The following is a 26,638-nucleotide window of genomic DNA, read 5'->3' on the forward strand; positions in this document are numbered from 1 at the left end:
GGGCAGTGGCGCTACAGCGCTCCGTCACTCGTCGACGCGATCACGTCGGTAAAGCGATTGCCGGCGTCAAGGCGACATTTGTAAGTCTTGACGCCCTCGTTCCGCTTATCAACTGTGACGTCAATCGTTGCCGAGCCATCCGCTGCGACTATGCGCTCGCGCGCCGTAACGTATTGCGGCTCCGTTTTGAACATCACCGCAACCTGGTCCTGGCAGAATGCAGCCTGTTTGTCGGGATTGATTGGACTGGTCCCCGCTGCCATCACTAGAGGACTTCCCTGGTCTACTGTGCCGTCAACCGTTGTCGAGACATCAGCCCCCGCCACTGGATCTTGTGAAGCAGGCCCGGCGACAGAAACGTCGGGCCTCTTCGTGGTTTCGCCGGATGCAGCGCAACCCGCGAGTACAAGAGCGGCGAGAGTAAGAACGGTTGCAGTCTTCATATGGCCTCCGGAGCGCCGCCGTCGCTAGTCAGGACATAACCTCGATAAAAGTGGCGCTTTCGCGTCTGTACCTACAACGGCAATTTTTCTGAACAGGTGGATCGTCGATCTGGACAGGCTGCCTTGCGTTGCGCTCTCTGTCCTCGTCATCCCGGCATTTTCGAGCGAGTGTTTATGCGGCTGTGATAAATCCGGCAGCACTGATGACGGGGTAGCTTGGGGGGAAGATTTCTTCCACTTTAGGATGCCCGAATGTCCTCAGCGGATACTTCGACATGACGCCGTTGAACTGGCTTTGGGCGCGGCGGCGATAATCCCGGTCGTCGATTCCAGGAATGACGCCGTCCTCCATCACGAAGCGGCCGTCTATCATGACGCTGCGGACCATGGATGCAGACGCATTCAGCATCAGCGTCTGGATCGGGTCGATCACCTGGCCGATGAAGGGATCGTCGAGATCGACGACCATCAGGTCCGCCTTCGAACCGGGCTGCAGGCGACCGAGATCGGGCCGGCCCAACGCGTCGGCGCCGGCAATGGTCGCGGCGTCGTAGAACTCTGCCGAGCGGCATGCGGTCGCGCTCGCCTCGGCGACGCGGCACAGCATCATGCCGACCTGCATGTTGAGGAACATGTCAGGCGGGTAGGTGTCGGTTCCGAGCCCAATCCGTATTCCCATGTCGCTGAACGAACGGAACGATTGAAGCGCCGTGCCATGCCTCCCCGAGACGAGCGGACAGTGGACGATCGTGACTCCCGCGTCGCGCAGGATCTCACGGTCGTTGCCCGGTCGGTCGATGCCGTTTAGACCCGAGACATAGGTCCCGTGGGGCAAGAGCGCGCGCGGGCCGAGGAAACCGAGACTGTGCATCCACTCGGTCGGGCTCATACCGCGCAGCTTCAGCACGCTATCATACTCGAAACGCGACTGGTTCGAGTGAAGTCGTAGGGGCACATCCAGGTCTTCGGCGGCCGCCGCGGAACGCCTCAGGAGCTCCGGCGTGCAGGTCTCGATGCGATCGGGGGCGAGCATGGTCCGGATCAGTCCGCCGTCCCTGCCTTCGAGCCTGCGACAAAAATCGATCGCGTCGGCCAGTCCCTTGAGACCTCGCTCTTCGTCGAAGAAATAGTCGATCGTCGAATCATTGCGCACGACCGAGTTTCCGGAGCGATATGCCGGGCCGAGATAGACCCGCAGGCCGAGATCGCGGGCTGCATCGGCGGCCGCCTCGAACTCGGCGACTGTCTCACCCCATTCGCGATAGAACAACGAGGCGATGGGCAGCGCCGTCGTGATGCCGCCGCGGATCAGGCGCGAGAAGGCGTAGCGCTTCTGGAAGGCCAGTTCCTCCGCGTCGTACATGTCGAACGGGCCGCTCTCCACATAGGTCTGCGGCCAGATGCGGCCCTTCTTCCAGGCCGGCTGATTGTCATAACCAAGGGCGGTGGTGTCGAGGTCGGCCAGCGCGTCGAGATCTACGAACCCCGGCCCGATCAGTGCATTGCCGTAGTCGATGCGCCGCGCCACCTCGCCCCGATAGCCGTGGCCGACGAAGACGACGCGGCCGCGATCGACCACGATCTCGCCATTGGAATAGAGGCAGTGCCGGCCGTCGGCGTGGCCGACGACCCAGCGCGCGGTGAGAAGGGCAGGTGCGGTCATGTCGGTCATTCCACGTCGAAAAGGGCTTTGCCGCCACGAGCGATCGCGCGCCCGCGCTTGAGGACGAGCTTGCGCGTCGGCCGCGCCGCGACCGCCTCGACGACGGTCTCCGCCTCGACCAGAACGATGTCGGCGAACGCCCCTTCGCGCAGGCCATAGCCTTCGAGCTCCATCACATCCGCGCCGCCCTGAGTGCAGATGTGGAGCGCGTATTCGACATCCTCGTCACGCCGAAAATTGTTCCGCAGTCCGATGAATAGAGCGCGCTCGAGCATATCGGCGTTGCCGTAGGGGCCCCATGTATCGCGAATGCCGTCCGAGCCGGCGCACGGAGCTGGCATTCGACCGAGCCGCCCTCTCACATCTTCTCGTGGAACCGCGCGACTATTGGTCGGTCTCGAAGCGGCTAGATATCGAGACCAAAGGCTAGCCCCAGAATTCGGGATACCACGGCATCTGGAGGTCTGCTTCAACTCTATGCCAGTCGCTGCGTGCCGCGCTGCGAATGGCTGGAATTGGCGCTACTTGCCCGTTTCGGGTACATGAGCAGATCTGTCCAGTCTGGTCGACTGGAGCCGTTGCGCGAAGGGCAGCTTTTAAGAAGGGCCATGAATGTCGCGAAATGGCGCGACTGCGCCTATTGCCGTGCCGCGAAGCATCGCGCGCAGTTTCGGCAGTAGTGTCGAACACATCTCTGAACAGCGAAGCGCAGCGATCCCTCGATTGCGTTCCTTAGCCAGACGCCGAGGCGGCCAATTTCCCGCTGTTTCTCCTCGATCCAGGATCGGGCTATCGGAGGGGCCTGTTAAAGGCGTTCGTAAATTTCACGCCGCCGTTACCAACTGCTTCGGCGAATGCGACATCCAAATAGTCGTCCGTGACATGCACCACGGCAAAGCCGCCCATGAACGCGGCTTTCGGCTTGAAGAGGTCCAATCCGCTATGCCGATAGACCATTGCGGTTTCGTGCTGGTGGCCATGGAAAATGCCGATGACATTGTATTGCGCGAGAACCGAAAGCAGAGTCTGGCGCTCCGCATCGCTCCACCAGTGCGGCGGGCCGGACCCGTCATCGTCGAAAGTTTGCCTGGCGGGGTCCCATCGCTCGGTCGAGAATTGGTCCCAGCCGTAATGTTGGAACAGCACGACTGGCCGGCCATCGGCAGCGTAGGTGGCGAGGTCGTTCTTGAGCCAGGGCAGGCCGCTGATTGCGCCTTTCGTGGTGTCGCCAGCGAAGCGGTGCGCCTGGATGAGATGGAGTCCACCCCAGTCCCACGAGTAGTTGTCGGACGCCACATCGTAGTTTGACACCGGCACTGGCGGCTTGAAAAATACTGTCGTGCGGTGATTGAGTTCGACATAGTCCCGCAGTTCTCGCCGATACCAATCGACCTGAGGCGGTGGGCCGTCTTGATCCAGGTCGTGGTTGCCAAGACCGGTGTAAACCGGAAAATGGATACGGTCGGGACCGACACCCTGCTGGTAGCGCTGGCTGAACTGGCGAAGCTGTGATCCCTCGCCGGGTGTCGCGACCTGACCGCCGCCGTCATCGGTCATGTCGCCGCCGATAATCAAGCCGAGCGGCTCCGCGATCTTGTGTCCCGCACCGGCAAGCCTCGTCGCAGCCCCGTCAAGTTGCTCCGGCCAACTCTCCTTAGAAATACGATTGATCGCGGCGATGTGGCGAAGGAGGTTTGCATCCGTCTTGCCCTCATTCGCGCAATTAGGGCTCAGGCCGCTAGCCATGCGGCAGGCATGGATGTCACTGGCAAAGATGAATGTTGCGTCCGTTTGGGGCCGTTGTGGTGCAGCCTGACCCAACGAGACTCGAGGGACCATGGCCGCTGCACCAAGGCCGAGCAATTGCACGACGACGGCGCGTCTGGATCGAGGCCAATGCCGGTTGCCGCCGCATTCGTTCATCGTTCATCCGTCCGACTTACGCGTTAATCGCATTGGCTTGAGCGAAGCGACGTGAATTTAACCCAGCCCTCTTTTTGGCCTCTCTGCGGGAGCCTACGACGGTTCGTCGGGTGCAACTAGACTCAGCAGCTTTCCTCAAGCCGTTCGCCGCGGCTCGAAAGCTTCGGCGGGATCGTCTTGTCCAGGACGCGCGACGCGGCGGGAGGCTTACATGAAAACCGCCATTGCCCTCTCTTCACAGGGCTGTCGCAATGTCATAATACCGTCTCAAATATCGGTTATTATGGATATATGGATAAGAAGCTTGCATTGGCCGCGCTAGCGGCGCTCGGACAGGAAACGCGCCTGGATGTTTTCCGGCTTCTCGTAAAGGCGGGCGCGGAGGGTGTACCTGCCGGCGAGATCGCATCCCGGCTCGGCGCAGTCCAGAACACCACGTCGGCGCATCTGAAGATCCTCCATCACGCAGGCTTGGTCCGTGCCGAGCGGGACGGCCGCGTCGTGCGCTACGTCGCCGACATGACCGGATTCCGCGACTTGCTCGCCTACCTCATGGAGGACTGCTGCAACGGTTCGCCGGAGCTTTGCCGTCCCGTCATCAACGCCGTCACCTGCGAATGCTAGGAGGAGTCTGCCAATGAGCGATCAACCATTCAACGTACTTTTCTTGTGCACAGGGAATTCGGCGCGATCTATCCTCGCCGAGGCGATACTGAACCGGGTCGGTCAAGGCCGCTTCAGGGCGTTCTCAGCCGGATCGCAGCCGAAAGGTGAGGTGCATCCCTACGCGCTACAGCTCCTCAAGAGTCTCAATTTCGATATTTCCTTCGCACGCTCGAAAAGCTGGGAAGAGTTTGCGGCGCCGGGTGCTTCCGAGTTGAATTTCGTCTTCACCGTCTGCGATAATGCTGCAAATGAAGCCTGTCCGGTATGGCCGGGGCAGCCGATGACGGCGCACTGGGGCATTCCTGACCCGGCAGCGGCTGAAGGCACCGACGCCGAGAAACACCTCGCATTCGCCGAGGCATACCGGATGCTCAACAGCCGCATTTCGATTTTTACCAGCCTCCCGATGGCGTCAATCGACAAGCTTGCGCTGCAACGGCGGCTCGACGAAATCGGCAGTAATCTCCCCAAGGCCGGCTGAGCATCGTGGCCGCCGACATGCCCCGCCGCGTCATCGCGGAAGCCCTCGGCACGGCGATCCTAGTCGCGACCGTTGTCGGCTCCGGCATCATGGCCGACAAGCTGACGGATGACGTCGCGGTCGCGTTGCTCGGCAATACCTTGCCGACAGGTGCGATACTTGTCGTCCTGATCACGATTCTCGGCCCGATCTCGGGAGCCCATTTCAACCCGGCGGTCACATTGGTCTTTTCGCTGCGACGGGAGATTGTCGCGAGTGCCGCGCTGGCCTATGTCGCCGCCCAGGTCGCCGGCGGCGTTGCCGGGACATTGTTGGCGCACGCCATGTTTGAGCTGCCGATCCTCCAATTCTCCGCCACTGCCCGAACCGGAACCGGGCAATGGATCGCTGAAGCGGTCGCCGCCTTCGGTCTCGTCTTCACCATTCTGGCGGGCCTGCGCTTCCGCTCCGACGCGATCCCCTGGCTGGTCGGGCTCTACATCACCGCCGCGTACTGGTTCACCGCGTCGACATCCTTCGCCAATCCGGCCGTCGCCATAGCTCGCGCGTTCTCCAACACCTTCGCGGGAATCCGCCCAGCCGACCTGCCGGGGTTTGTCCTTGCCGAACTTCTTGGTGCGGTTTTGGCGCTCGCTCTGGCCAGCTGGATGCTTTCCGAACCGAAACCTATACAACAGCCAAGGCCCGCAGAATGACGGTCACCATCTACCACAACCCGGAATGCGGGACCTCGCGCAACACGCTCGCCATGATCCGCCAGTCCGGCGAGGAGCCGGAAGTGATCGAATATCTGAAGACGCCGCCTTCGCGTGAGAAACTGGTCGAGCTGATCGCGGCTATTGGCATCACGCCGCGCGACCTTCTGAGGGAAAAGGGCACGCCCTATGCGCAGTTCGGTCTCGGCGATCTAAAGTGGACGGACGACGAACTGCTCGACTTCATGATCGCGCATCCGATCCTGATCAACAGACCGATCGTAGTGACGCCCAAGGGCACGAGGCTATGCCGGCCGTCGGAAGCTGTCCTCGAGATCCTGCCCAATCCGGATATCGGTCCTTTCATCAAGGACGACGGAGAGGTCGTGATCGACGCATCGGGAAAGCGCGTGCGCTGACGCTATTTCTGTTTCTTCGAAACCAGGGTTGACCTGCGCTCCCGGTGCTATCTATATTTCCAAGTATATCGAATTATATCGCGCGACATCGCGCGCAAGTACCCGGAGTTCTGCAATGACCGACGCCGCTCGTCCCATGGACACCTTCCCGAACATCGACGAGGACCAGTTCCAGCCCATCGACGCGGTCGCGCTCTTCGACGCGCCGCGCGCCTCGCACCCGCCCCGAATTTTAATGCTCTACGGATCTCTACGGGAGCGCTCCTATTCGAGGCTGGCGACCGAGGAGGCGGCGCAGATCCTTCGCAGGCTCGGAGCCGAAGTGCGGATCTTCAACCCTTCCGGACTGCCGCTTCCGGATTCGACGTCGCCCGATCATCCCAAGGTCAAGGAACTGCGCGATCTGTCATTGTGGTCGGAGGGCCAGGTCTGGTGCTCACCGGAGCGCCACGGCTCCATGACGGGCATCATGAAGGCGCAGATTGACTGGCTGCCGCTGTCGCTCGGCGGCGTACGCCCCACCCAAGGTCGCACGCTGGCGGTCATGCAGGTCTGCGGCGGCTCCCAGAGTTTCAACGCCGTCAACCAACTGCGCGTGCTCGGCCGCTGGATGCGCATGTTCACGATCCCCAACCAGAGCTCGGTCGCCAAGGCGTTCAACGAGTTCGATGAGGCTGGGCGGATGAAGCCCTCGTCCTACTACATCCGCATCGTCGACGTGATGGAGGAGCTGATGAAGTTTACTCTGCTGCTGCGCGACCGTGCCGACTACCTGACGGACCGCTATTCGGAGCGCGTGGAAAGCGCCGAGGAAGTCTCCAAGCGGGTCAGCCAGCGCTCGCAGTGAGGCGAGTTCACGCAGATGAATTTCGATAAGACTCGAATTCCGATTGACCGAAGTTCCAGGACGCTTGGGTTTAATTGTATGAAACTCGAAAAAGCAGCATCCCAGCTCGAGCCTCTCGGTAACCCGACGCTGGCGCGCTGCGCTCGGACTCGTGCCGAGTGATGTCTGTACGACGAGAGGACAACACCAGCATCATGTTCGGCGGGCCCCGATTCAGCCCGCCGAAGCATGCTTCCATGTCGCCAAACGGTCGCGGTAAGGTTTGCTACGCTGGCAGTCTGACAATCACTGAGCGAGCCCGCTCTTGATCTTGCCGACCTCGTCGGCCCCGATCTCGCCGACCGTGGTGATTTCGCCGTTCTGGATGCGCCACAGGCGGAACGGGCCGGTAATGTCGCCATATTCGTCGAAGCTGACCGGGCCGATGACGCCTTCATACTTGATCGGCTTTCCCTCCTTGATGAGGCCGAGCGCCTTGGCGAATTCCTCCTTGCCGGCGTGGATCGGCTCGCCGCCGGGCGCGACCACTTGCGGGATTGCTGCCTTGATCGCGGCGGCGTCGCCCTTGCCCGCCTTCGCCACGGCCAGCGCCACGATTGCGCCGGCGTCGTAGGAGCGGTCGGCGGCCGGCGCGTCGGGCTTGATGCCACCCGAAAATGCCTCATAGGCGCCGTTGAAATATTCGGTCGAGGCGGTCGGGCTGGTGCCCGATGAGGTGCCGTAGGCGTCGTTCAGATATTGCGCGCCGACGGCTTCGATGAATTCGGCCGAGTTCATGCCGTCATTGAGCAGGAATTTCGGCGCGCTGCCGCCCGAGATCCAGGCGCGGGCGATGGTCGCGCCGTCGACGGGGTAGCTGACGAGGTACAGCGCTTCCGGCTCGCCGGCCATGGCCGCGCTCGCTTCGGACGAGTAGCTCGCCTGCTTCTCGTTGTAGGGTGTGACCGACGTGATCGTGCCGCCGAGCTTTTCGTAGGCGGCGGTGAATTCGCGCACCATGTTGACGCCGAAATCATTGTTGACGTGGATGATGGCGATCTTCTTCAGGCCCTGGTCGAGCGCGTATTTGGCCGCTGCCGTGCCCTGCAGCGCATCCGAGGTGATGGTGCGGAAGAACACGCCACTGGTCTTGCCGTCGCGGGCAAGCTGGGTCAGCGTCGGCGAGGACGAGGCCGGCGAGACCTGCACGACGCCGGCGGGAGCGGTGACCGAGGTCAGGATCGGGATCGACACTGATGAGATGATGCCGCCGATGATGACCGGCACCTTCTTGATGTTGACGAGTTGCGTCGCCTGGTCGACCGCGACGGTGCCCTGGCTCTGGCTGTCGCGCGTGTCGGTGACGAGATTGCAGCCGTCGACGCCGCCTGCTTCGTTGAAATCGCGGAAGGCCATCTCGACGGATTTCGCGCCGGCTTGGCCGTATGCGCCGGCCGGGCCTGTCAGTTCCATGACAACGCCGATGGTGATGTCGCAGTCGGCCGCGAGAGCCGGCGCGGCCGACGCGCCTATGGCGGTCAGCAGCGTGGTGATCAGAAGCATCTTCTTCATGTCGCATTCCCCTTTTTGTCTGGCCGGCATGCGCGCGGCCACTGGTTCATTCTTGTTTCCGGTATTTTCACGCCGTCTCCCACGGCGCGGCTTTCAGGCGGCTCCCTTGTTGAGATTGTATTTCATGATCATGCCGTGGCGTCCGCCGCGGTCGCGCTCCAGCTCGTAGACATCGCCGGAGAGCGGGTTGGCCACAGCCAGAACGGCCTTGATCCGATCATGGTCGTCTTCGGTCAGCGCCAGGCTGGAGATCGCCAGATTGGACTGGAGGTGCGAGCGGTTGCGTGCGCCGACGATGACGCCGGCGACGCCCGGCCGCGAGAGCATCGCCGCGCTCGCCACGGTCGCGATGTCGACGCCGTGCCGGTCTGCTATGCCGCGCAGGGTTTTGAGCAGGGTTTGGAACAGATCCCAGCCGCCGAAATCGTCGATGATAAGCTTGTATTTAACGAGCGACCGGTTCTCGAGCGGCTCGGCTGGCTCGTCGGCGCCCAGCCATTTGTCGCCGAGAAAGCCGCCGGCCACCGTGCCGTAGCAGAGCAGCGAGACTCCGTGGCGGGCGGCTTCGGCCGCCATGCGCTTGGCCGGACGGGCGTCGAGCAGAGAATACTGCACCTGCATCGAGACCAGCGGCACGCCTCCCTGGATGATGGCGAGTATGTGGTCGGTGTCGAAATTCGTGCCGCCGATCTGGCGGATCTTGCCTTCCCGGCGCAATTCGCCGAGCCATTGCGCGGCTTCCAGCCAGCGTGGCGCGTCGTAGTCCCACCAGTGGAACTGCACGAGGTCGAGGCTATCGAGATTAAGCCGGCGCAGCGACTGGTCGATGACGCCTTCGACATAAGCCTTGGTTATGCGCGGCAGCACATCGAGATCGGGCACGAATTTCGTATGCACCCGGATGCGATCGAGCGCTTCCTGTCCGCGCAAGTCGCGGTAGCGCAGGCGGAAACGACCGATCAGTTCCTCGACGCCGGTATAGATGTCGGCGCAATCGAAAGTGGTGACGCCGGCGTCGGCAAACGCAATCATGTCGGCGATCGGATCGTCGCTGCGGACGGAGCCGTGCCCTCCGGCGAGCTGCCAGCCGCCGCGAATGACGCGCGAGATTTCGTAGCCTGGCGCCAGTTGAATGCGCTGCATTGCCGTGTGGTCAGTCATCGAGCGGCACCGCCGTGATCTGGGCATGGCTGAAACGGCGAAGGCCGAGCCGGGTGATGCGGAAGCGCGACGAGCAGTTCGGGTCTGGGCAGGCCACTTCCGCGTCGGTGGTCATCCAGTCGTTCTTGTGGGTCGGCCGCTGCTTGGCCGGCAACAGCGGCAAGAGCGCAGCCAGCGAGTAGATCGAAAAGCCTTGGCCCGCCGGTAAATGCAGCATCTCGCCGCGCAACTCGAAATGGTCGCCGACCTTGGCGCCGCAATAGATCGGGCCGCCTTCCGGCGCGGTCACCTCGACGCGGAGATCGTAGAGCTCGAAGGAGTCGTCGCGGGCGTCAGGCATAGCTCACCGCCTTTTCCGGCATGTCCTGCTCATCGAGGCGGGACCGGATGAGATTGAAGGAGCGGGTGATGTCGTCGGTCAGCGCCTTGATGGAACCGGCGACATCGCCGCGTTCCAACGCCTCGATCAGCGCCCAGTGATGATGGGTGGCGGGGATGTCGCGCCGTTCGTCGTGGATATGGGCGGCGGCGCGCACATACGGTCCCGACTGCAGCCACAGGCTCTCCACGATCGGGATGAGCACCGCCGAGCCTGCAGCGCGGTAGATGTAGAAGTGGAACGCGTGGTTGAGTTCGGACGTGGTCTGCGCCTTGTCCTTTTCATCGCCGCGGAACGCCGTCTCGCATTCGATCGTGAGCTGCCGCAGTTTTGCGAAATCCTCACCCGAAAGATTGGACAATGCGAGCGCGGTGATCTGCCCTTCAATCAGGCAGCGCGCGCGGGCGAGGTCGTCGAGCCTTTCGCGGGTGATGACGGGCACGCGCACCGAGCGGTTGGGCAGCGCCTCCAACGCCTGCTCGGACACGAGCCGGCCGAGCGCCTCGCGAACCGGCATGGTGCTGGTCTGCAGCGTCTCGGCGAGGTCCTGGATGCGCAGCATGTCGCCGGCGTCGAACATGCCGTGGATCAGCGAGCGGCGCAGTTCGGCATAGACGCGGTCATGCAGAGTCTCGCGGCCGACCGGGGAGAGCGCGCGGCGGCTCATGCATGGGACCCCTGGACTCGGCTCAATCGAACGATTGTCCTGTCAAAGTTGAAAAGGTCTCCGGCTAACGCCGGGTGGGTGTATTCGACTGTGCGCTGACATTCCCGTTCGGGCATTGTGACCGCCGTTCGACTTCGCGCCGCGGGTGCGGCCGTTCGGATTTTTTAGTTGCGTTTCGCTCTGATGTAAAGTTTGATCAAACATCAGCGATCACAATTTTGACGTACGGAAGCCGCGATGCCGCCTGCCGCCGACGCAACAAAACCGACGAGTTCCGCGGCGGCCGCGCCCGTCGAGGCGCGCGATCTGGTAAGGCGGTTTGGCGGCCTGCGCGCCGTCAACGGCATGTCGATCGCACTGCAACCGGGTGAGATGCTGGGCCTTATCGGACCTAACGGCGCCGGCAAGACCACCCTGTTCAACCTCATCGCCGGCAGCCTGAAGCCGACTTCCGGTTCGATCAGGATTTCGGGCGAGGAGGTGTCGGCGGAAGGGCCGGAGCGGCGCATCGCGCGCGGCCTCGGGCGCACGTTCCAGATCCCGCGCCCGTTTCCGGAGATGACGGTGCTCGAAAACGTCTTGACCGGCGGCCAGCGCCAGGCAGGCGAGCACATTTGGAAGAATTTCCTGCAGCCGGGCCGTGTCGCCGCCGAAGAGAAGGCGGCCGTAGACCGGGCCCGGGCGCTGCTCGATTTCGTCACGCTCTCCGGGCTGGAAAGCGAGCCGGCGCGGGTGCTTTCGGGCGGGCAGCGCAAGTTGCTCGAACTCGCCCGCATATTGATGGCCGATCCAGCAACCGTCCTGCTCGACGAGCCGGCGGCCGGTGTTAACCCGACGCTGCTCGAGATCATTATCGACCGCGTTCTCGAGCTCAATGCGCGGGGGAAATCGGTGCTGCTTATCGAGCACAATATGGAAATGGTGGCGCGGCTTTGCAGGCGCGTGGTGGTGATGGCGGCGGGCAGGCACTTGGCCGAGGGACCGCCAGCCGAGGTCGCGCGCAACCCGGCGGTCATTGAAGCCTATCTCGGCGGGGTCGCGGCGTGAGTGTTTCCGAACGGCCCATTGCGCTTTCGACAAAGAAGCTCGTCGCCGGCTACGAGCGCGACCTGCCGATCGTGCGCGGTGTCGACTTTGCGATCCGCCAGGGCGAACTGGTCGTGGTGCTCGGGCCGAACGGGGCCGGCAAGTCGACCTTCGTCAAGGCGATAGCCGGGCTGGTGCCGATCCATTCCGGAATGGCATCGCTGGGCGATGCAGACATCACTTCTGTGCCGGCGCATCAGAAGATCCGCCACGGACTGGCCTTCGTGCCGCAGACCGAGAACATCTTCGCGACGCTTTCCATCCATGAGAACCTGCTTCTGGCGGCGAATATCCTGCCGAAAGACCGGCGGCAGGAGCGCATCGCCGCGCTTTATGGAATGTTTCCCGATCTCGCTGTACGGCCGTCGATGCGCGCCGGCCAGCTTTCGGGCGGCCAGCGGCAGATGCTGGCCGTGGCCCGGGCGCTGGTCGTCGAGCCGTCGGTCCTGATCCTCGACGAGCCCTCGGCGGGCCTGTCCCCGAAGATCGTCGCCGAGGTTTTCTCGACTCTCAAGGCGATAAACGAAACGGGAGTCACAATCGTCCTGGTGGAGCAGAATGTGAAGGCGGCGCTCGCCATCGCCGACCGCGCGGTTATCCTTGTCGAGGGGCTGCTGCGCCATGAAGGCCCGGCGGCGACGCTCGCCGGCGATCCGATAGTGGCCGAACTCTATCTCGGCGCGCGCCGTGAACCGAAAGCGGCCGCCCTATGAACCCTCAGGCGCTGATGGACGGGCTGGTCACCGGCTCGATGATCGGGCTTGGCGCGATCGGCGTGACGCTGACCTATTCGATCCTGCGCTTCGCCAATTTCGCGCATGGCGAATTCCTGGCATGGGGCGCCTACATCGCGCTTGCAGCGAGCGGCGCACTCGGCTGGCTGGCTCCTTCGCTGCTGGCGCCGATCGGCCCTTTCTCCTTCGGCTGGTCGCTGCCGATTGCGGCAAGCGCGGCAATCGCATTGACCGGCGGGCTTGCGCTCTTGGTTGACGCAATGCTGTTCGGCCGCCTGCGCGCGCAGCGCAGTACGGTCATCATCATGGTCATGGCGAGCTTCGGCGCGGCGCTGACGCTGCGCAGCCTGCTCGAATTCATCTTCACGGCAAAGCCTGCCTACTACACCAAGGCGCTGCAGATCGCGCTGCCGCTCGGCGGCGGATTGAGGGCGACCCCGGACCAGTTGCTGTCGCTTGGGCTTGCCGCAATTCTGGTCGTCGCCATCCATGTGCTGCTGACCCGCACCGCCATCGGCCGCTCGATGCGGGCGGTGAGCGAAAACCAACAGCTAGCCGGTGTCGTCGGCGTCGACGTGCGCAAGGTGATCCGCACGGTCTGGCTGCTTGGTGCGGGACTGGCGGCGGTCGCCGGCATCATGGCCGGGCTGCTGGTGCAGGTCCGACCCTATATGGGCCTCGACCTGCTGTTGCCCCTGTTCGCTGCGGCGATCCTCGGCGGCATTGGCAGCGTGCCAGGCGCGATGCTCGCCGGGCTAATCGTCGGCCTCACCGAGGCATTCGCGGTGCAATTAGTCGGCGCCGAATGGCGTGCGGCCATCGCCTTCGTCATCCTCGTAGCCGTCCTGCTCTTCCGGCCGCAGGGTCTTTTCGGGAGGCCGGAATGAGCGTCGAACTGGTCGCCTACGGCGCCTTCTTCCTGACCATGGCGCTGACCTACGCCATCATGTGCCTCGGCCTCAACGTCCAGTGGGGCCAGACCGGCCTGTTCAATGTCGGCATAGCCGGTTTCGTCGCGATCGGAGCCTATGTCTCGGCGCTGCTGACCACGCCGGATGCGGCCGGCCGCTTCGGCGGCTTCGGCCTGCCGATCGTCGCCGGCTGGCTGGGTGCTGTGCTGGCGGCGGGGCTCGTCGCCTTCCTGATCGGCGCTCTGACGATCAGGCTTCGTGCCGATTATCTCGCCATCGCGACGTTCGGCGTAGCCGTCGCCGTGCAGCTTTGCGCACTCAATCTGGAGCCGGTCACCGGCGGGCCGTTCGGCATCGGCTTCATTCCGCGGCCGTTCGCCAGCCTGGCAGGTGACCCGCTGGCCTTCAGCCTCGCCAATCTCGGCGTCCTCGTCCTGGTTGTGCTTGCGCTCTATCTGGCGCTGGAGCGGTTGCTGCGCAGCCCGTGGGGCAGGGTGTTGCGCGCCATTCGCGAGGACGAGACGGCCGCACTTGCGCTCGGCAAGAGTGCGACGAGATTCCGGCTGCAGGCATTTGCCATAGGCGGCGCGATCATGGGTCTCGCCGGCGCCGCGCAGGCGCATTTCATCGGCTTCATCGCGCCCGACAATTACATGCCGATGCTGACCTTCCAGGTGTGGGCGATGCTGATCGTCGGCGGCTCCGGCAACAATCGCGGCGCGATCCTCGGCGCGATCCTGGTCTGGGGCATCTGGGCAGGCTCGGCCGGCGCGATAGCGTCGCTGTTCCCGCCTGGTGAGCAGGCCCGCGCGGCCTCGCTGCAGATCGTGATGATCGGCGTCGGGCTATGCGCGATACTGCTTCTACGCCCGCGCGGCATTCTGGGCGAGGTGAAGACCGTCTCCCGCCATATCGGGCGGCTGGCCGGCAAACCGGTATCCGAACCATGAGCGAGCCTTCCATGCCGAAACGTCCCGACCGCATCGCCCTTGGCGACAACAACAACATCAGCCGCCTGATCTGCGGCCTCTGGCAAGTCGCGGATCTTGAAAAGGGCGGCACGCTGCTTGATCCCGAACGCGCCGCCGATGCGCTCCAGGCCTATGCCGAGGCTGGCTTCGACACGTTCGACATGGCCGATCACTATGGCAGCGCCGAACTGATCGCTGGGCGGCTGCTCGCGCGCTACCCCGATGCCTCGCGCCGACCGGCGGCCTTCACCAAATGGTGCCCGGAGCCCGGCCCGATGACCGCAGAAATCGTCCGAAGGGGCGTGCAGGAGCGGCTCGACCGCCTTGGGATCGACAGGATCGACCTGCTGCAGTTCCACTGGTGGACCTTCGAGCATCCCGCCTGGCTCGACGCGCTGCATGAAATGGCGCGGCTTATCGACGAAGGCCTGATCGGCGCGCTCGGGGTCACCAATTTCGACGCCGCGCATCTGGCGCTGGCGCTGGCCGACGGTGTGCCGGTCGCCACCAACCAGGTTTCGTTCTCGTTGGTCGATCGTCGTGCCGCCGGCCCGCTGTCTCAGCTTTGCAGAAAGACCGGCGTCAAGCTCCTGGCTTACGGAACGCTGTGCGGCGGCTTTCTATCCAACAAATGGCTTGGGAAGGATGAACCCCTCTCAATGGCTGACTGGAGCCGCTCGAAATACAAGCGCTTCATCGACACTGCAGGCGGCTGGGACGCCTTCCAGGACATACTGGCGGCGGCGGGCAATATCGCGCGGAAGCATGGCGTCTCGATTTCCAACGTCGCGATGCGGTGGGTGCTGGAACACGAGGCGGTGGCGGCGGCGATCGTCGGCGCGCGCATCGGCGAGAGCGAGCACCGCTCCGACAATCTGAATGTTTTCAGCTTCGCGCTCGACGCTGAAGATAAGGCCGCGCTCGAAGAAGCCTTCGCTGCAACAAAACCGATCCCCGGCGATTGCGGCGACGAATACCGGCGGCCGCCCTATCTGACCGCCTCCGGTGATCTCAGCCACCATCTCGACGCCATTCCGTCGGTCTTCGTCGCAGAACCGATGCCGGGCCGCCCTGATCGTCTTCGCGTCTCGTCGGGCAGTGTCTGGGAACCGATCGCCGGATACAGCCGCGCCGTCCGGGTCAAAGACTTGATCCGCGTTTCCGGAACCACCGCAACTCATGCCTTCAATCGCTGCGTGGCGCCGGGCGATGCCGGCGCACAAACCACCTACATCCTCGACAAGATCGCGGCATCTCTAGCCGCCCTCGGCGGCAAAATGGAAGATGTGGTGCGCACCCGTATCTATCTCCGCGACGCCTCTCAGTGGGAACCGGTATCGCGCGCGCATGGGCGCGTGTTCGGGGAGATACTTCCGGCCAATACGCTTATCGAAGCCGGCAACCTGATCGGCAATTATGAAGTCGAGATCGAGGCCGAAGCGATCGTCTGAAGCGTATTATTCGGTGCCTCACGATGAAGGCGCTGCGTCGCAACGGCCGCCTGGAGGAGCATGTCGGGAGCCACCGAGCTTCAGCTCCTCCCCGATCAACTGCGGCTGGATCAGCGTCGTGAAGCTGGCGCTGAGCAGCACAACTTTGCATCCGAGAAAAATCACCGCGATTTCGACGTTCAGCGACGATTTGCGAAGGCACTCGACGCCAGCCGCCGAAGCCATGATCGGCTTACAGGTCCAGCGCGATGCCCAAGATGACGCGGTAATCGTTGTTCGAAAGTGCCATAAGTTTCGCACGCCTTCCCTGCCGGATAAGCATGGCGCATCGGTTGCACGCACACAAGCCAGGTCAGGCCCTGTTCCGGGGCGAGGCGCAGGATAGCAATTTCGCCAAACTGATCGGAGAGGCAATGGAGCCGCCGCGATCGATGGACCGCTGAGGTGTTGCCGGTTCTTCGTCACAATCGGGAGCACTGGATGAACAGACGGTGCTCACGACGAATGAAATCGCGACGCGGGTCTATTCGGCACCCTGGCGAGCGTTCTAGATCACATAGAAATCATTTCTGGTGACATCGAGGTTCGCGTCGAGCGTTGCAAAGTGGATTGCGGCCGTTCCACCCGCTCCATCGGCGTCATAACGCAACCAGCCGGTGTCGGTCTCATAGGTCACGCGGTCATCCGCGTCGTGAGCCTCGCCGGTTGTGCTTGACCAGAAGTGCGAGAACGCCAGTTTGCCAACGTCTGACAAAGCCGTGAACACCGCGTTTTCGAGGCGGATCTTGTCATCGGGCGCACTATAGTCGGCGATGTGATCGACATTGCCCGGCCCGATCGCGGTGTTGAACACAAAGGTGTCATTCCCGCCATACCCATACAGCACATCGCTTCGGCCCCTGCCATTGATCAGATTGGCGCCGGCATTGCCGACCACCGTTTGTGCGAATTCGTTGCCGATCAGGTTGATCGCCGTGGTTGTGCCATTTGAGGCGGTGCTGAGCTTCTCGATCTGGGCGCCTGCGCCGAGCGTGTAGCTGACCGACGTGGCGATCCAGTCCAGCGTACCGCCGGCGGCGCCCTCAACGACCTCGTCAGCTGCATTGTCGACTATGTAAGTATCATTTCCGTCGCCGCCGGTCAGGTTGTCCGCGCCGGCTCCCCCATCCAACCGATCGTTGCCGGCACCACCATAGAGGCTGTTGGCCTGGTCGCCGCCCGTTAAAGTATCGTTTCCGTCATCGCCGTACAGAGATCCATGACCTTCGAGCACATCATCTCCACCAGCGCCATGCACAACGTATGAATCGTAATAACTGTAAAAATGATCTCCGATGTTAGATCCATTGAAATTCAACTGATCCAAGAATAAGTTTTTGATGGCGTCATGATCGTTGTTCCTTACGTCTTCAATGAATTGAAAGTAGGACGATCCTAGCCCATCTATTGTTGCTATTGCCTGCCCGTCAGGAGTTTTTATCATGATGCTCATGAATATTGATGGCCATAGTAATTCGTTGTTCGAAACCGCATCGTGAATGACAAGCTGGTAATCTTTCCACGGTCCATCTCGCGTATTCGTAAGTGTAAAAAATACATCGGTGTAAGTGTCCGTTCCAAAAAGAGTTGAGTGATTTCAGCAGGTTGTGATTCCGTCGGATTTGCGAGATCTGATGGAGATCACGATGGCCTGGACTGAAATCACCCGTGCGCATTATGAGCGGCGTTGCGCCCGTTACGCAAGCGATCTGACCGATGCGGAGTGGGCGCTGATTGCGCCGATGATGCCGTCGGCGAACCGCATCGGCCGGCCGCGCAAGACGGACCTGCGCGAGGTCGTGAACGCACTTCTTTACCTCGCCTCGTCGGGCGGCGCGTGGCGATTGCTGCCGAAAGACTTCCCACCCTTTTCAACGGTGCAGAAGTACTTCTATCGCTGGCGTGAGGAGGGCCTGTTGCGGACCATCAGCAACAGCCTCGTCATGGCGGCGCGCGAGGCCGAGGGTCGGGAAGCGAGTCCGACGGCGGGCGTGATCGACAGCCAATCGGTCAAGACCACGGAAAGCGGCGGAATTCGGGGCTTCGACGCAGGAAAGAAGATCAACGGGCGCAAGCGTCACATCGTTGTCGACACCATCGGGCTGATGGTCGGTCTCGTCGTCCATGCCGCCGATATCCAGGACCGGGACGGCGCACCGGCTGCCCTCAAGACCATTCTCGAACGCTGGCCGTGGCTGCGACACGTCTTCGCCGACGGCGGCTATGCCGGGCCGAAGCTTAAGGGCGCGATGCAAAAGATCGGCACGTTCACCCTGGAGATCGTCAAGCGGACGGACAAAGCCAAAGGCTTCGAGGTCCTGCCGCGCCGCTGGGTCGTGGAGCGCACATTCGCATGGCTGGGGCGATGCCGCAGGCTGGCTAAGGACTGGGAGAAATCCATCGCCTCCGCAGAAGCCTGGTTATACGTCGCCCACATTCGCCTGCTCACACGCAGGCTCGCAAGAGCTTGATATCAAAACATCCTTTTTGATTCAGGCTCTCACCTACATGATGATCATCACAGCGCCGTCCGTAAAGTTCGCATATCCAGCGGTTATTACTGTGGTTCTTTTGACGTTTCAACGCTCGTGAAGGAGTATTCTTATGAAGGTTAGCTCCGGTTTCGCCTTGCTTGATGTGAAGAAGGGCAGAAAGCAGCTCAGAGACCGCTTCGAGCATCGGCCGCTTATTGGCCCTTGTCCGCATCACTTGCGGGTCCCTGTGGTCATCCATGGCTATATCGGAAGGGTGATCGGTCCCGATGACCGAGTGAGTACCCCGTTCGAAGTCATTGTTAGCGAGATCGAAACTTGGGAGCACTGCTAGCGACGCCCAGTTCTGCTGGTGTCGGACAGCTCAGATGCAAGTGATCAGCTGATCTCGTGACGAATGCCGGCCTACGCCCTATTGAGTGCGGCGGAACGATACAAAGTCCGCCGCGCAGCTCTTTAGCAAAGCCACTTGCCAGTACAATCAAATAGAGCAACAGATGTCGCGCCGCCCGTCACCTGGATTTCGTCAGACGGATCTCGCCCGAGCCGTTCGTGGTGCGAAGGCCGGGGGGATGAAGGTGGCGCGAGTCGAGATAGACCCGTCAGGGAAGATTGTGCTGGTGGCTGAATCGCAAGCTGCCGAGCAGCGGAGCGATCTCGATCGCTGGTTGGAGAAGCAGCATGCGCGTTCGGCTTAAAGGTATCAACTCAATCTCGAAGAAGCTCGCGGATGGCACATATCGTCGCTACTTTTATGCTTGGAAGGGCGGCCCCGCGCTCCCCGGAAAACCCGGCGATCCCGAGTTCATCGCGGCCTACAATGCTGCCGTCGCGCGCAAGCAAGAGCCGCCCCGGGGCGTGCTGCTTTCGATCCTCCAGGGCTTCCAGGCGACTACACTATGGGACGACCTCGCACTTCGCACTCGCCGCGACTATGCAGCCCTCATCAAGATCATTGAAAAGGAGTTCGGAGACTTTCCGCTCTCAGCCCTAGGCGACCGTCGCACCCGCGATGTGTTCATGTCCTGGCGAGACAAGCGGGCGAAGGCATCACGCCGGCAAGCCGACTATGGATGGCAGGTGCTGGCAAGGATCCTTTCATGGGCGCACGGCCGGGGGCTCATCATAGCCAACCCATGCGAGAAGGGCGGGCGCGTCTATCGTGGCAGCCGAGCCGAGTTTGTATGGACCGACGCCGACGAGGCCGCATTCCTTGCCAGCGCACCCGCTCACCTTCATCGGGCGCTCACCCTCGCCCTATGGACAGGACAGCGGCAAGGCGACCTTCTGCGTCTCACCTGGACGCAGTACGACGGCAAAGTGATCCGCCTCCAGCAATCGAAGACAGGCGCCCGCGTGCAAGTCCCTGTCGGCGCTCCGCTCAAAGCAGTGCTCGACGTCGACCGCGGCAAGGCCGGCCCGATCCTTTTGAACAGCGACGGCATCCCTTGGACGGCAGACGGTTTCCGCTCATCTTGGCGCAAGGCGTGTGCCGCGGCTGGCATTGTTGGCGTCACCTTCAACGATCTTCGCGGGACGGCCGTCACCCGCCTTGCATTGGCCGGATGCACCGAAGCGGAGATCGCGACCATCACCGGACATAGCTTGCGAGACGTGCGATCCATCCTCGACGCGCACTACCTCCACCGCGACCCGGCGCTCGGGGAATCGGCCATTAGGAAGCTCGAAAAGAGAACAATTTCTCCCAACCAAGCGCCCAACTGACACGAAATGTTCCAAATGAAAAAGGTAAAAGTGCAATGAAATCAAGTGGCTGGGGAACCTGGATCTCGAACCAGGACTAACGGAGTCAGAGTCCGTGGGTCTACCGTTAACCTATTCCCCAGCAAGCGGCGACGGAACCGCTGCGCGGTCGGCTGCTTGGATACCGGCTGCCTTGTAGCTGTGGTCGCGAAATAGTCAAGTCCAGGGGTGGGCAAATTCGCGAAGCCTCGGGCAGATCGCCCAGGCCGCACCTACGGGCGCGAAAGCCAGCGCAAGCGGACCGCTGTGCTCAGCCGCGCTGAAACTGCGCTCGCTCGAAAACCACCACGACGAACAAAGCGAGGATCAGCGGGATGATCAGGTAGAACAGCCGGAACACGAGGAGGGCGGCGAGCACTGCCGCCGGATCCATGTCGGACAGGCCGGCGAGAAAGACGATCTCCAGGACGCCGAGGCCGCCCGGGGCATGGGAGATCAAGGCCGCCGAGAAGGAGATGACGAAAACGCCGAGCACCACGAAATAACCGGGATTGCCCGCTTCCGGCAGGGCGAAATAGATGATCGCCGCCGCCGCCATCAGCTCGACCGGGCCAATGATCATCTGGCGCGCCACGATCGGCAGTCGCGGATAGTGGATCTGCAGCGAGCCGATGCGGACCGGCTTCAGATGCAGCCAGCTTCCGAAGACGTAGAGGGCGATCAGCCCGAGAATGGCGGCGCCGGTCAGCCTCGAGGCTGAAATGGGCGGCAGGTCGACGAAACGATCGAGCACGTGCGGCTCGAAGATGAGCAGCAGGGCGGCGAGCAGGGCGGCGCCAAGCACGAAGGTGAACGAGCAGAGCGCGACCAGCACGCCGACTTCCTGGCCGCTCAGGCCTTTTGACCCATAGGCGCGATAGCGGATGACTGCGCCCGACAGCACGGAGCCGCCTATGTTGTGGGACAGGGCATAGGTGGTGAAGGAGCAGACGGTGATGAAGCCGAACGGCACCTTCCTGCCGAGATGCGTGAGTGCGATGTGGTCGTATCCGGCCAACGCCGCATAGGCGACAGCGGAACCGCAGGCGGCGAGCAGCCAGCCGCGCAGCGGAATGGCAGCAAGGCCATCGCCCACGTCGGCGAGCGAGATGCCGCGCAGCTCATGATAGAGCAGCCAGAGCGAAAATCCGACGGCGCACAGTCCGATGGCGGGCCACACATAGGATTTCAGCTTCATTGCGCGACGGCCATGCCTATCTGGTTCCTTTCATTTGGGCCGGCGCATCCCCCGCGCCCGAACGGTTTCTCATTTCAGCAATGCCTTATCGAAGCGGTTCGTTCAACCCGCCGGCGCGCCTGCTGGAGGATGCGGCTGGAATTCCTCGCCGACAGGGCCTTGGTGAATGCGCCTTGCGCTGCTATCCTGCCGGCAACGGAAAATCTCGACGGGCCTGCGGCGTCCGGAAACGGTTCGCGCGGCGCGGGAAGGACATTGAAGGTGAAAGATCCCGACGACGGCGCAGATGCGCCGGAAGCGGGCGCGTCCAGAAGCTTTCGGCCGCAGCGTGGCGGCATGAACGGCTTCACCGCCAAGCGGAAACATCGCCCCTTGGCGGGCGCCGGATCCGGTGACGGACAGGCGGGCGGCGTCGCCCAGCAGCAGCCAGGCAAAGGGAAGAAGCGGCGCAAGCGCAAGCGCGGGCGCAAGGTTTTTGCGCGCGACGGCGTGCGCCCGAACCCGGCTGAAACGGCCGCGCCCGCCGAACGGATCGAGTTGCATCCGAACGGCGCGGCGAGCATCGCGCCGCCCGTCAAGGAGGCTGTGCAGCCGCCGCGCAGACGCTTCAACGACGACCTGCCGGTTTTTGCCGCGCTCGACCTCGGCACCAACAATTGCCGGCTGCTGGTCGCGGTGCCGGCGAAGCCGGGCCAGTTCCGCGTCATCGACGCGTTTTCGCGCATCGTGCGGCTGGGCGAGGGGCTTTCGTCGACCGGGCGGCTGAGCCGGCCGGCGATGGACCGCGCCGTCGAGGCGCTGAAGATCTGTAGCGAAAAGCTTGCCAGCCGCTCGATCAGGCGTGCGAGGCTTATAGCCACCGAGGCCTGCCGCTCCGCCGAAAACGGCGTCGAGTTCCTGGCACGCGTCGAGGCGGAGGCCGCTCTGAAGCTGGAGATCATCGATCGCCGCACCGAGGCGCGGCTCGCCGTGTCGGGCTGCGGCTCGCTGGTCGAGCGCGACACGGACGCGGTCGTGCTCTTCGACATTGGCGGCGGCTCGTCCGAGATCGCGCTGATCGACATTTCCGGGCAGAGGTCGCCGCGGCTCGCCAACCATATCGTGTCGTGGACCTCGCTGCCGGTCGGCGTGGTCTCGCTCGCCGAGCGATTCGGCGGCCGCGACGTGACGCGCCAGGTGTTCGAGGCGATGGTTGCCGACGTGACCGGCATGCTGCAGGCTTTCGAAGGTCGCGACAGGATCAACCATCTGATGAAAGCGTCGCGCTTCCATCTGCTGGGGACATCCGGGACGGTGACGACGCTGGCCGGCGTGCATCTCGGGCTCGAAAGATACGACCGCCGCCGCGTCGACGGGCTTTGGATGGACAATGCCAATGTCGATTTGATGATCGAAAAGCTGCTCGGCTGGGACTTCCAGGCGCGCGTGGCCAACGCCTGCATCGGGGCCGACCGCGCCGACCTGGTGCTGGCCGGCTGCGCCATCCTCGAGGCGATCCGCCGCGTCTGGCCGTCGGAACGCCTGCGCGTCGCCGACCGCGGCCTGCGCGAGGGTATTTTGAGCGAATTGATGGCCGACGACGGCGTGTGGCGGCGCAACTGGCGGAACGGAACGCGACCATGACCAAAACACCGGGAAAATCCGGTTCGGGCGGCATCCGCGTCCTGAAGACGCGGGTCAAAAAGAAGAGCGGGCTGAAGGAATCGTCGCGACGATGGCTCGAGCGCCACATGAACGACCCCTATGTGCAGCGCTCGAAGGCTGCCGGCTATCGCTCGCGGGCGGCCTACAAGCTGATCGAGATCGACGACAAGCACCACCTCCTGAAGCCGGGCATGCGCGTCATCGACCTGGGCGCGGCGCCCGGCGGCTGGTGCCAGGTCGCCGCGGCGCGGACAAAATCCACGCCGGAGCATCCCAATGTCGTCGGCATCGACTATCTGGAGATGGACGCGGTGCCGGGCGCGCCGGTGCTGCTGATGGATTTTCTGGAGGAGGATGCGCCGGAGAAGCTTGCCGAGGCGCTCGGCGGGCCGCCGGACATCGTGCTCTCCGACATGGCCGCGCCGACCACCGGCCATCGCCAGACCGACCATATCCGCACCATGCATCTGTGCGAGGTGGCGGCCGATTTCGCCGTTTCGGTGCTGAAGCCGGGCGGCCATTTCCTTGCCAAGACTTTTCAGGGCGGCACCGAAAACAGCGTTCTCACCATGCTGAAGCAGAACTTCCGCTCGGTGCACCACGTCAAGCCGCCGGCCTCGCGCGAGGAATCGGCAGAGCTCTACCTGCTCGCCAAAGGTTTCAAGGGACGAGCGGCCGCCGAGGGTTGAGCGACGCCTGGCGTGTAGCGGAGCAAGCGCCACGATTATTGCGGCGGCTAGCCGGCATCGGGATCGCGCAGGCGATGCCCCGACACCGCATTGCCGGCTTCCGCGCTCAGCCGCATGAACGGTATCACCGACAACGCAGTGATTGCGGCGACCATGAAGAATGCCGTCGAAAAAGCCGCGGCGCCGACCGCCTCTCCCGTAAGCAGCGCGGTCGCCTCCAATATGCCGCCGCCGATGGCGACGCCCAGCGCGATGCTGACCTGCTGGGAGGCTGCCGCGATTGCAGTCGCCTGGCTGGCGTCGCGGTCCTCGACATCGGCGAACACCAGGGCGTTGGCCGCGGTGAAGAACAGCGAGCGCAGGAAGCCGGCGCCGATCAGGACGGGTATGATGATCGCGGCCGAGGTCTGCGGCGTGAACAGCCCGTTGGCGGCGACGAAGCAGGCGGCGAGCAGCACGGCCGCGATCAGCACGGTGCGGAAGCCGCCAATTCTGAGCATCGCCGAGGCCAGGAATTTCATCGCGATCGCGCCGAGCGCGGAAGCGAAGGTCAGCATGCCGGACTGGAAGGGCGTCATGCCGAAGCCGAGCTGGAACATCAGCGGCAGCAGGAATGGCAACCGCGCCGTTGCCGATGCGGAAGATCGAGCCGCCGCTGATGGCGGCGCGAAATACCGGTATCCGGAAGAGGCTGAGGTCCAGGATCGGGTGTGCCGTGCGGCGTGCATGGCGGACGTAGAGAAGGCCTGCGGCGACACCTATGAGCAGCGTGACGATGCCGACGAAGGGCGGCAGCGCCGGCAGGCTCACCACCGAAAGGCCAAAGACGATTCCCGAGGCGGCGACCGCCGAGAGGAGGAAGCCAAGAAAGTCGAGGGGAGGGCTGCCTGCAAGCTCGACATCGGGGAGGAAGCGCCCCGCCAGCCAGATGCCGGCAAGCCCGATCGGCACATTGATGAGAAAGATCCAGTGCCAGCTGAAATAGGTGGTGATGAAGCCGCCAATCGGCGGTCCGACCAGGGGGCCGATCAGGCCAGGTATTGTGAGCCAGGCCATTGCCGCGACGAGTTCGCGCCGCGGCGTGGCGCGCACCAGGACGAGGCGGGCGAGCGGCGTCATCATCGCGCCGCCCATGCCCTGCAGGAAGCGCGCGCCGACGAATGCGCCGAGCGAACCCGCTGCGGCACAGGCGACCGATCCCAGGACGAACACCGCGATAGCAATGCGGAAGATGCGTTTTGCGCCGAATTTGTCGCCCATCCAGCCGCTGATCGGGATGAAGATCGCTAGAGATACGAGGTAGGCGGTCAGCGCCAGCTTGAGCGCGATCGGGCTGGTCCCGATGTCTGCGGCTATCGCCGGCAGCGAGGTCGAGATCACCGTCGAATCCATGTTCTCCATGAACAGGGCGACCGCGAGGATGAGCGGGATGGTGCGTTTCAAGGCATATTCCGGATGTGATTGCCGGCTGCCGGGCGGGGCTGCCGGCAATCAGGGCGGGTATCACGAATGCCGCTCGCTGTCGTCGATTTTTGCCTCGCTTCGGTTGGTCCAGATAGGGCGGGCAGGGGAGAGGAGCGCGGCTTCGGCGCTCCTCTCCCAGCGCAGCGTGGTAGAGGTGGCGAGGGGAGCCGAGACGGTGAAGGGGGTGCGGGAGGGCCGGGGGCATGGATCGGTTTTCTCCATGTTTGAGGGCGCGCGGAAGCGTTCCCGCGCTTCTTCCCGAAGCCGGGGTGTGGGAAGCGGCGCATGGCAGCGACGCCTAATCAATTTAATTTAGTGACGCGCTGCCATGCGCCGCCGGCGTTTTCTCCCCTTGCCGCTCCCGGCCCATGCCCTGTCCCGGTAATCTGGGACAAGGAGCGGGCGCACAGGTTCGACCCGGGGCCGGAGCGCCCCGCGCGACCATGCGGGGAACATCTCCGGCGCCACACTTGCCTGGATGCCGGTCGTGCACACCCGTTCCCACCAGCAAGCTGCCGGGATGGAGTATGCGGGCATCAGGGGAGGGTGTGGACAAAGCTTGGGAAAACATTCCTGACAGATGCTGACAGACGGGCCGCCATGCGCGAGCTGATCGCCAACAGCGCCACGCTCAGACAGCGCGCAGCTATATGCACCGCCATGGACAGCCTCGGCCCGATCGTGGCGGCCAAGTTGCTCGCTATATTGCCCGAACTCGGTTCCATGACACGCCGAAAGGCTGCAGCGCTTGCCGGCGTCGCACCGCATCCCAATGACAGCGGCTTGAAGAAAGGCTACCGCAAAATCCGTGGCGGACGCCCCGACGTCAGAACCACACTGTTCATGCCAGCTCTGCGCGCCGCCGCAGGAAAGGGTGAGTTCGCCGCTTTCTACAAACGCCTCATCGCAAACGGCAAAAAGCCAATGGTCGCAATCGCAGCCGTCATGCGAAAGATCGTCGTGACCCTAAACGCAAGGCTCCGTGACGCAATTCCTCAGAGTTGATGACGAAAGAAAAGAAAAGCGGACACCGCCAATCGCAGGCGTCTGTGATTAGCTGCGGCCTTTCTGTCTTTCGTCACCCTGGAGCAGGAGCGAAGCGCGTTACTGCGCCAAAAGCTCGTCCTGCTCCTGCGTCAGCGGGGTGATGCCGGCGGGGACCGGTTCGGGCGGCGCGTCGCCCTGCGGCTCGGGCGCCGGGGTGGCGCAGGCGGCGAGCAGGATGAGGCCGGCAAGGATTGCGGTGGGCGGGAGGTTCATGAAACGGCGGGTAGGATGGCTTTGGGGCTGGATGAAGGCACCGTGGCGACGCAGAGGCAAG

At 63.2% G+C, this 26,638-nt stretch carries 27 protein-coding genes, 1 tRNA gene and 1 pseudogene; 15 read left to right on the forward strand and 14 right to left on the reverse strand.

Annotation, left to right across the window (positions count from 1 at the left end; genetic code table 11):
- Nucleotides 1-11 precede the first annotated feature (11 nt).
- The 4 genes from ACG873_RS08110 to ACG873_RS08125 all read right to left on the reverse strand — a co-directional run bounded on the left by ACG873_RS08110 (nucleotide 12) and on the right by ACG873_RS08125 (nucleotide 4,029).
- A complete protein-coding gene (locus ACG873_RS08110) occupies nucleotides 12-443 on the reverse strand; it encodes a hypothetical protein (protein ID WP_394891257.1) in 432 nt (143 codons plus the stop codon).
- 172 nt (nucleotides 444-615) lie between these two features.
- The gene (locus tag ACG873_RS08115) at nucleotides 616-2,106 is read right to left on the reverse strand and encodes an amidohydrolase family protein (protein WP_394891258.1); all 1,491 of its coding nucleotides are present in this window, start codon (nucleotides 2,104-2,106) and stop codon (nucleotides 616-618) included.
- A 5-nt stretch (nucleotides 2,107-2,111) separates the two neighbouring features.
- On the reverse strand, nucleotides 2,112-2,447 hold the full coding sequence (locus tag ACG873_RS08120) for an amidohydrolase family protein (protein ID WP_394891259.1): 336 nt from the start codon (nucleotides 2,445-2,447) through the stop codon (nucleotides 2,112-2,114).
- Nucleotides 2,448-2,895: 448 nt separating this feature from the next.
- A complete protein-coding gene (locus ACG873_RS08125; RefSeq protein WP_394891260.1) occupies nucleotides 2,896-4,029 on the reverse strand; it encodes a metallophosphoesterase in 1,134 nt (377 codons plus the stop codon).
- Between the two features lie 291 nt (nucleotides 4,030-4,320).
- On the opposite strand from ACG873_RS08125, the gene ACG873_RS08130 reads away from it, so the two are divergent.
- The 5 genes from ACG873_RS08130 (at nucleotide 4,321) to arsH (ending at nucleotide 7,137) form a co-directional block, all read left to right on the forward strand.
- Nucleotides 4,321-4,653: an ArsR/SmtB family transcription factor gene (locus ACG873_RS08130; RefSeq protein WP_394891261.1), complete on the forward strand. Its 333-nt coding sequence runs from the start codon at nucleotides 4,321-4,323 to the stop codon at nucleotides 4,651-4,653.
- A 13-nt stretch (nucleotides 4,654-4,666) separates the two neighbouring features.
- Nucleotides 4,667-5,176: an arsenate reductase ArsC gene (locus tag ACG873_RS08135; protein WP_394891262.1), complete on the forward strand. Its 510-nt coding sequence runs from the start codon at nucleotides 4,667-4,669 to the stop codon at nucleotides 5,174-5,176.
- A 17-nt stretch (nucleotides 5,177-5,193) separates the two neighbouring features.
- The gene (locus tag ACG873_RS08140) at nucleotides 5,194-5,871 is read left to right on the forward strand and encodes an aquaporin (RefSeq protein WP_394893404.1); all 678 of its coding nucleotides are present in this window, start codon (nucleotides 5,194-5,196) and stop codon (nucleotides 5,869-5,871) included.
- Nucleotides 5,868-6,290 carry an arsenate reductase (glutaredoxin) gene (arsC, locus tag ACG873_RS08145; protein ID WP_394891263.1) on the forward strand — a complete coding sequence of 141 codons (423 nt, stop codon included), beginning with the start codon at nucleotides 5,868-5,870 and terminating at the stop codon, nucleotides 6,288-6,290. The genes ACG873_RS08140 and arsC overlap by 4 nt, the downstream gene beginning before the upstream one ends.
- A 115-nt stretch (nucleotides 6,291-6,405) precedes the next feature.
- Entirely contained in the window at nucleotides 6,406-7,137 is a 732-nt protein-coding gene (arsH, locus tag ACG873_RS08150) for an arsenical resistance protein ArsH (RefSeq protein ID WP_394891264.1), read from the forward strand.
- Nucleotides 7,138-7,422: 285 nt separating this feature from the next.
- Here the strand turns inward: arsH and ACG873_RS08155 are convergent, their stop codons facing one another.
- The 4 genes from ACG873_RS08155 to ACG873_RS08170 all read right to left on the reverse strand — a co-directional run bounded on the left by ACG873_RS08155 (nucleotide 7,423) and on the right by ACG873_RS08170 (nucleotide 10,895).
- Nucleotides 7,423-8,688 carry an ABC transporter substrate-binding protein gene (locus tag ACG873_RS08155; protein ID WP_394891265.1) on the reverse strand — a complete coding sequence of 422 codons (1,266 nt, stop codon included), beginning with the start codon at nucleotides 8,686-8,688 and terminating at the stop codon, nucleotides 7,423-7,425.
- A gap of 93 nt (nucleotides 8,689-8,781) precedes the next feature.
- Nucleotides 8,782-9,831 carry an aldo/keto reductase gene (locus ACG873_RS08160; protein ID WP_394893406.1) on the reverse strand — a complete coding sequence of 350 codons (1,050 nt, stop codon included), beginning with the start codon at nucleotides 9,829-9,831 and terminating at the stop codon, nucleotides 8,782-8,784.
- 10 nt (nucleotides 9,832-9,841) lie between these two features.
- Nucleotides 9,842-10,189: a TIGR04076 family protein gene (locus tag ACG873_RS08165; RefSeq protein ID WP_394891266.1), complete on the reverse strand. Its 348-nt coding sequence runs from the start codon at nucleotides 10,187-10,189 to the stop codon at nucleotides 9,842-9,844.
- Nucleotides 10,182-10,895 carry a GntR family transcriptional regulator gene (locus tag ACG873_RS08170; protein WP_394891267.1) on the reverse strand — a complete coding sequence of 238 codons (714 nt, stop codon included), beginning with the start codon at nucleotides 10,893-10,895 and terminating at the stop codon, nucleotides 10,182-10,184. The genes ACG873_RS08165 and ACG873_RS08170 overlap by 8 nt, the downstream gene beginning before the upstream one ends.
- Nucleotides 10,896-11,132: 237 nt before the next feature.
- Between ACG873_RS08170 and ACG873_RS08175 the strand changes: the two genes are divergently transcribed.
- From ACG873_RS08175 to ACG873_RS08195, 5 genes are read left to right on the forward strand one after another with little or no spacing between them, the layout of a single operon-like run.
- A complete protein-coding gene (locus ACG873_RS08175; RefSeq protein ID WP_394891268.1) occupies nucleotides 11,133-11,942 on the forward strand; it encodes an ABC transporter ATP-binding protein in 810 nt (269 codons plus the stop codon).
- Complete coding sequence (locus tag ACG873_RS08180) at nucleotides 11,939-12,694, forward strand: ABC transporter ATP-binding protein (protein ID WP_394891269.1); 756 nt, start codon at nucleotides 11,939-11,941, stop codon at nucleotides 12,692-12,694. Before ACG873_RS08175 ends, ACG873_RS08180 begins: the two co-directional genes overlap by 4 nt.
- Nucleotides 12,691-13,602: a branched-chain amino acid ABC transporter permease gene (locus tag ACG873_RS08185; RefSeq protein ID WP_394891270.1), complete on the forward strand. Its 912-nt coding sequence runs from the start codon at nucleotides 12,691-12,693 to the stop codon at nucleotides 13,600-13,602. The genes ACG873_RS08180 and ACG873_RS08185 overlap by 4 nt, the downstream gene beginning before the upstream one ends.
- Nucleotides 13,599-14,576 (forward strand): branched-chain amino acid ABC transporter permease, encoded by a 978-nt coding sequence (locus ACG873_RS08190; protein ID WP_394891271.1) that lies wholly within the window; start codon nucleotides 13,599-13,601, stop codon nucleotides 14,574-14,576. Before ACG873_RS08185 ends, ACG873_RS08190 begins: the two co-directional genes overlap by 4 nt.
- An 11-nt stretch (nucleotides 14,577-14,587) precedes the next feature.
- A complete protein-coding gene (locus ACG873_RS08195) occupies nucleotides 14,588-16,048 on the forward strand; it encodes an aldo/keto reductase (RefSeq protein WP_394891272.1) in 1,461 nt (486 codons plus the stop codon).
- Nucleotides 16,049-16,595: 547 nt separating this feature from the next.
- On the opposite strand, the gene ACG873_RS08200 is transcribed toward ACG873_RS08195, so the two are convergent.
- On the reverse strand, nucleotides 16,596-17,540 hold the full coding sequence (locus ACG873_RS08200; protein ID WP_394891273.1) for a calcium-binding protein: 945 nt from the start codon (nucleotides 17,538-17,540) through the stop codon (nucleotides 16,596-16,598).
- Nucleotides 17,541-17,733: 193 nt separating this feature from the next.
- Here ACG873_RS08200 and ACG873_RS08205 point away from each other — a divergent pair, with 193 nt between their 5' ends.
- Nucleotides 17,734-18,558 (forward strand): IS5 family transposase, encoded by an 825-nt coding sequence (locus tag ACG873_RS08205; RefSeq protein ID WP_394885740.1) that lies wholly within the window; start codon nucleotides 17,734-17,736, stop codon nucleotides 18,556-18,558.
- Here ACG873_RS08205 and ACG873_RS08210 read toward each other — a convergent pair.
- The gene (locus ACG873_RS08210; RefSeq protein WP_394891274.1) at nucleotides 18,533-18,820 is read right to left on the reverse strand and encodes a hypothetical protein; all 288 of its coding nucleotides are present in this window, start codon (nucleotides 18,818-18,820) and stop codon (nucleotides 18,533-18,535) included. The two genes, ACG873_RS08205 and ACG873_RS08210, sit on opposite strands and share 26 nt — an antisense overlap.
- 440 nt (nucleotides 18,821-19,260) lie before the next feature.
- Here ACG873_RS08210 and ACG873_RS08215 point away from each other — a divergent pair, with 440 nt between their 5' ends.
- Complete coding sequence (locus ACG873_RS08215) at nucleotides 19,261-20,304, forward strand: tyrosine-type recombinase/integrase (protein WP_394891275.1); 1,044 nt, start codon at nucleotides 19,261-19,263, stop codon at nucleotides 20,302-20,304.
- A 46-nt stretch (nucleotides 20,305-20,350) separates the two neighbouring features.
- On the opposite strand, the gene ACG873_RS08220 is transcribed toward ACG873_RS08215, so the two are convergent.
- Both ACG873_RS08220 and ACG873_RS08225 read right to left on the reverse strand, forming a co-directional pair.
- Nucleotides 20,351-20,425 (reverse strand) — tRNA-Gln (locus ACG873_RS08220).
- A gap of 168 nt (nucleotides 20,426-20,593) precedes the next feature.
- Nucleotides 20,594-21,520 carry a lysylphosphatidylglycerol synthase domain-containing protein gene (locus tag ACG873_RS08225; RefSeq protein WP_394891276.1) on the reverse strand — a complete coding sequence of 309 codons (927 nt, stop codon included), beginning with the start codon at nucleotides 21,518-21,520 and terminating at the stop codon, nucleotides 20,594-20,596.
- A gap of 261 nt (nucleotides 21,521-21,781) precedes the next feature.
- Here ACG873_RS08225 and ACG873_RS08230 point away from each other — a divergent pair, with 261 nt between their 5' ends.
- Both ACG873_RS08230 and ACG873_RS08235 read left to right on the forward strand, forming a co-directional pair.
- The gene (locus ACG873_RS08230) at nucleotides 21,782-23,143 is read left to right on the forward strand and encodes a Ppx/GppA phosphatase family protein (RefSeq protein WP_394891277.1); all 1,362 of its coding nucleotides are present in this window, start codon (nucleotides 21,782-21,784) and stop codon (nucleotides 23,141-23,143) included.
- The gene (locus tag ACG873_RS08235) at nucleotides 23,140-23,853 is read left to right on the forward strand and encodes an RlmE family RNA methyltransferase (protein WP_394891278.1); all 714 of its coding nucleotides are present in this window, start codon (nucleotides 23,140-23,142) and stop codon (nucleotides 23,851-23,853) included. Before ACG873_RS08230 ends, ACG873_RS08235 begins: the two co-directional genes overlap by 4 nt.
- Nucleotides 23,854-23,900: 47 nt before the next feature.
- Here ACG873_RS08235 and ACG873_RS08240 read toward each other — a convergent pair.
- Nucleotides 23,901-25,296: pseudogene (locus ACG873_RS08240) on the reverse strand (MFS transporter).
- A gap of 621 nt (nucleotides 25,297-25,917) precedes the next feature.
- On the opposite strand from ACG873_RS08240, the gene ACG873_RS08245 reads away from it, so the two are divergent.
- On the forward strand, nucleotides 25,918-26,322 hold the full coding sequence (locus ACG873_RS08245) for a transposase (RefSeq protein WP_394891279.1): 405 nt from the start codon (nucleotides 25,918-25,920) through the stop codon (nucleotides 26,320-26,322).
- A gap of 99 nt (nucleotides 26,323-26,421) precedes the next feature.
- Here ACG873_RS08245 and ACG873_RS08250 read toward each other — a convergent pair whose 3' ends face one another.
- On the reverse strand, nucleotides 26,422-26,577 hold the full coding sequence (locus ACG873_RS08250; protein WP_394891280.1) for a hypothetical protein: 156 nt from the start codon (nucleotides 26,575-26,577) through the stop codon (nucleotides 26,422-26,424).
- Nucleotides 26,578-26,638: the final 61 nt, after the last annotated feature.

Source organism: Allomesorhizobium aridi (assembly GCF_043769475.1).
Classification (GTDB): domain Bacteria; phylum Pseudomonadota; class Alphaproteobacteria; order Rhizobiales; family Rhizobiaceae; genus Allomesorhizobium.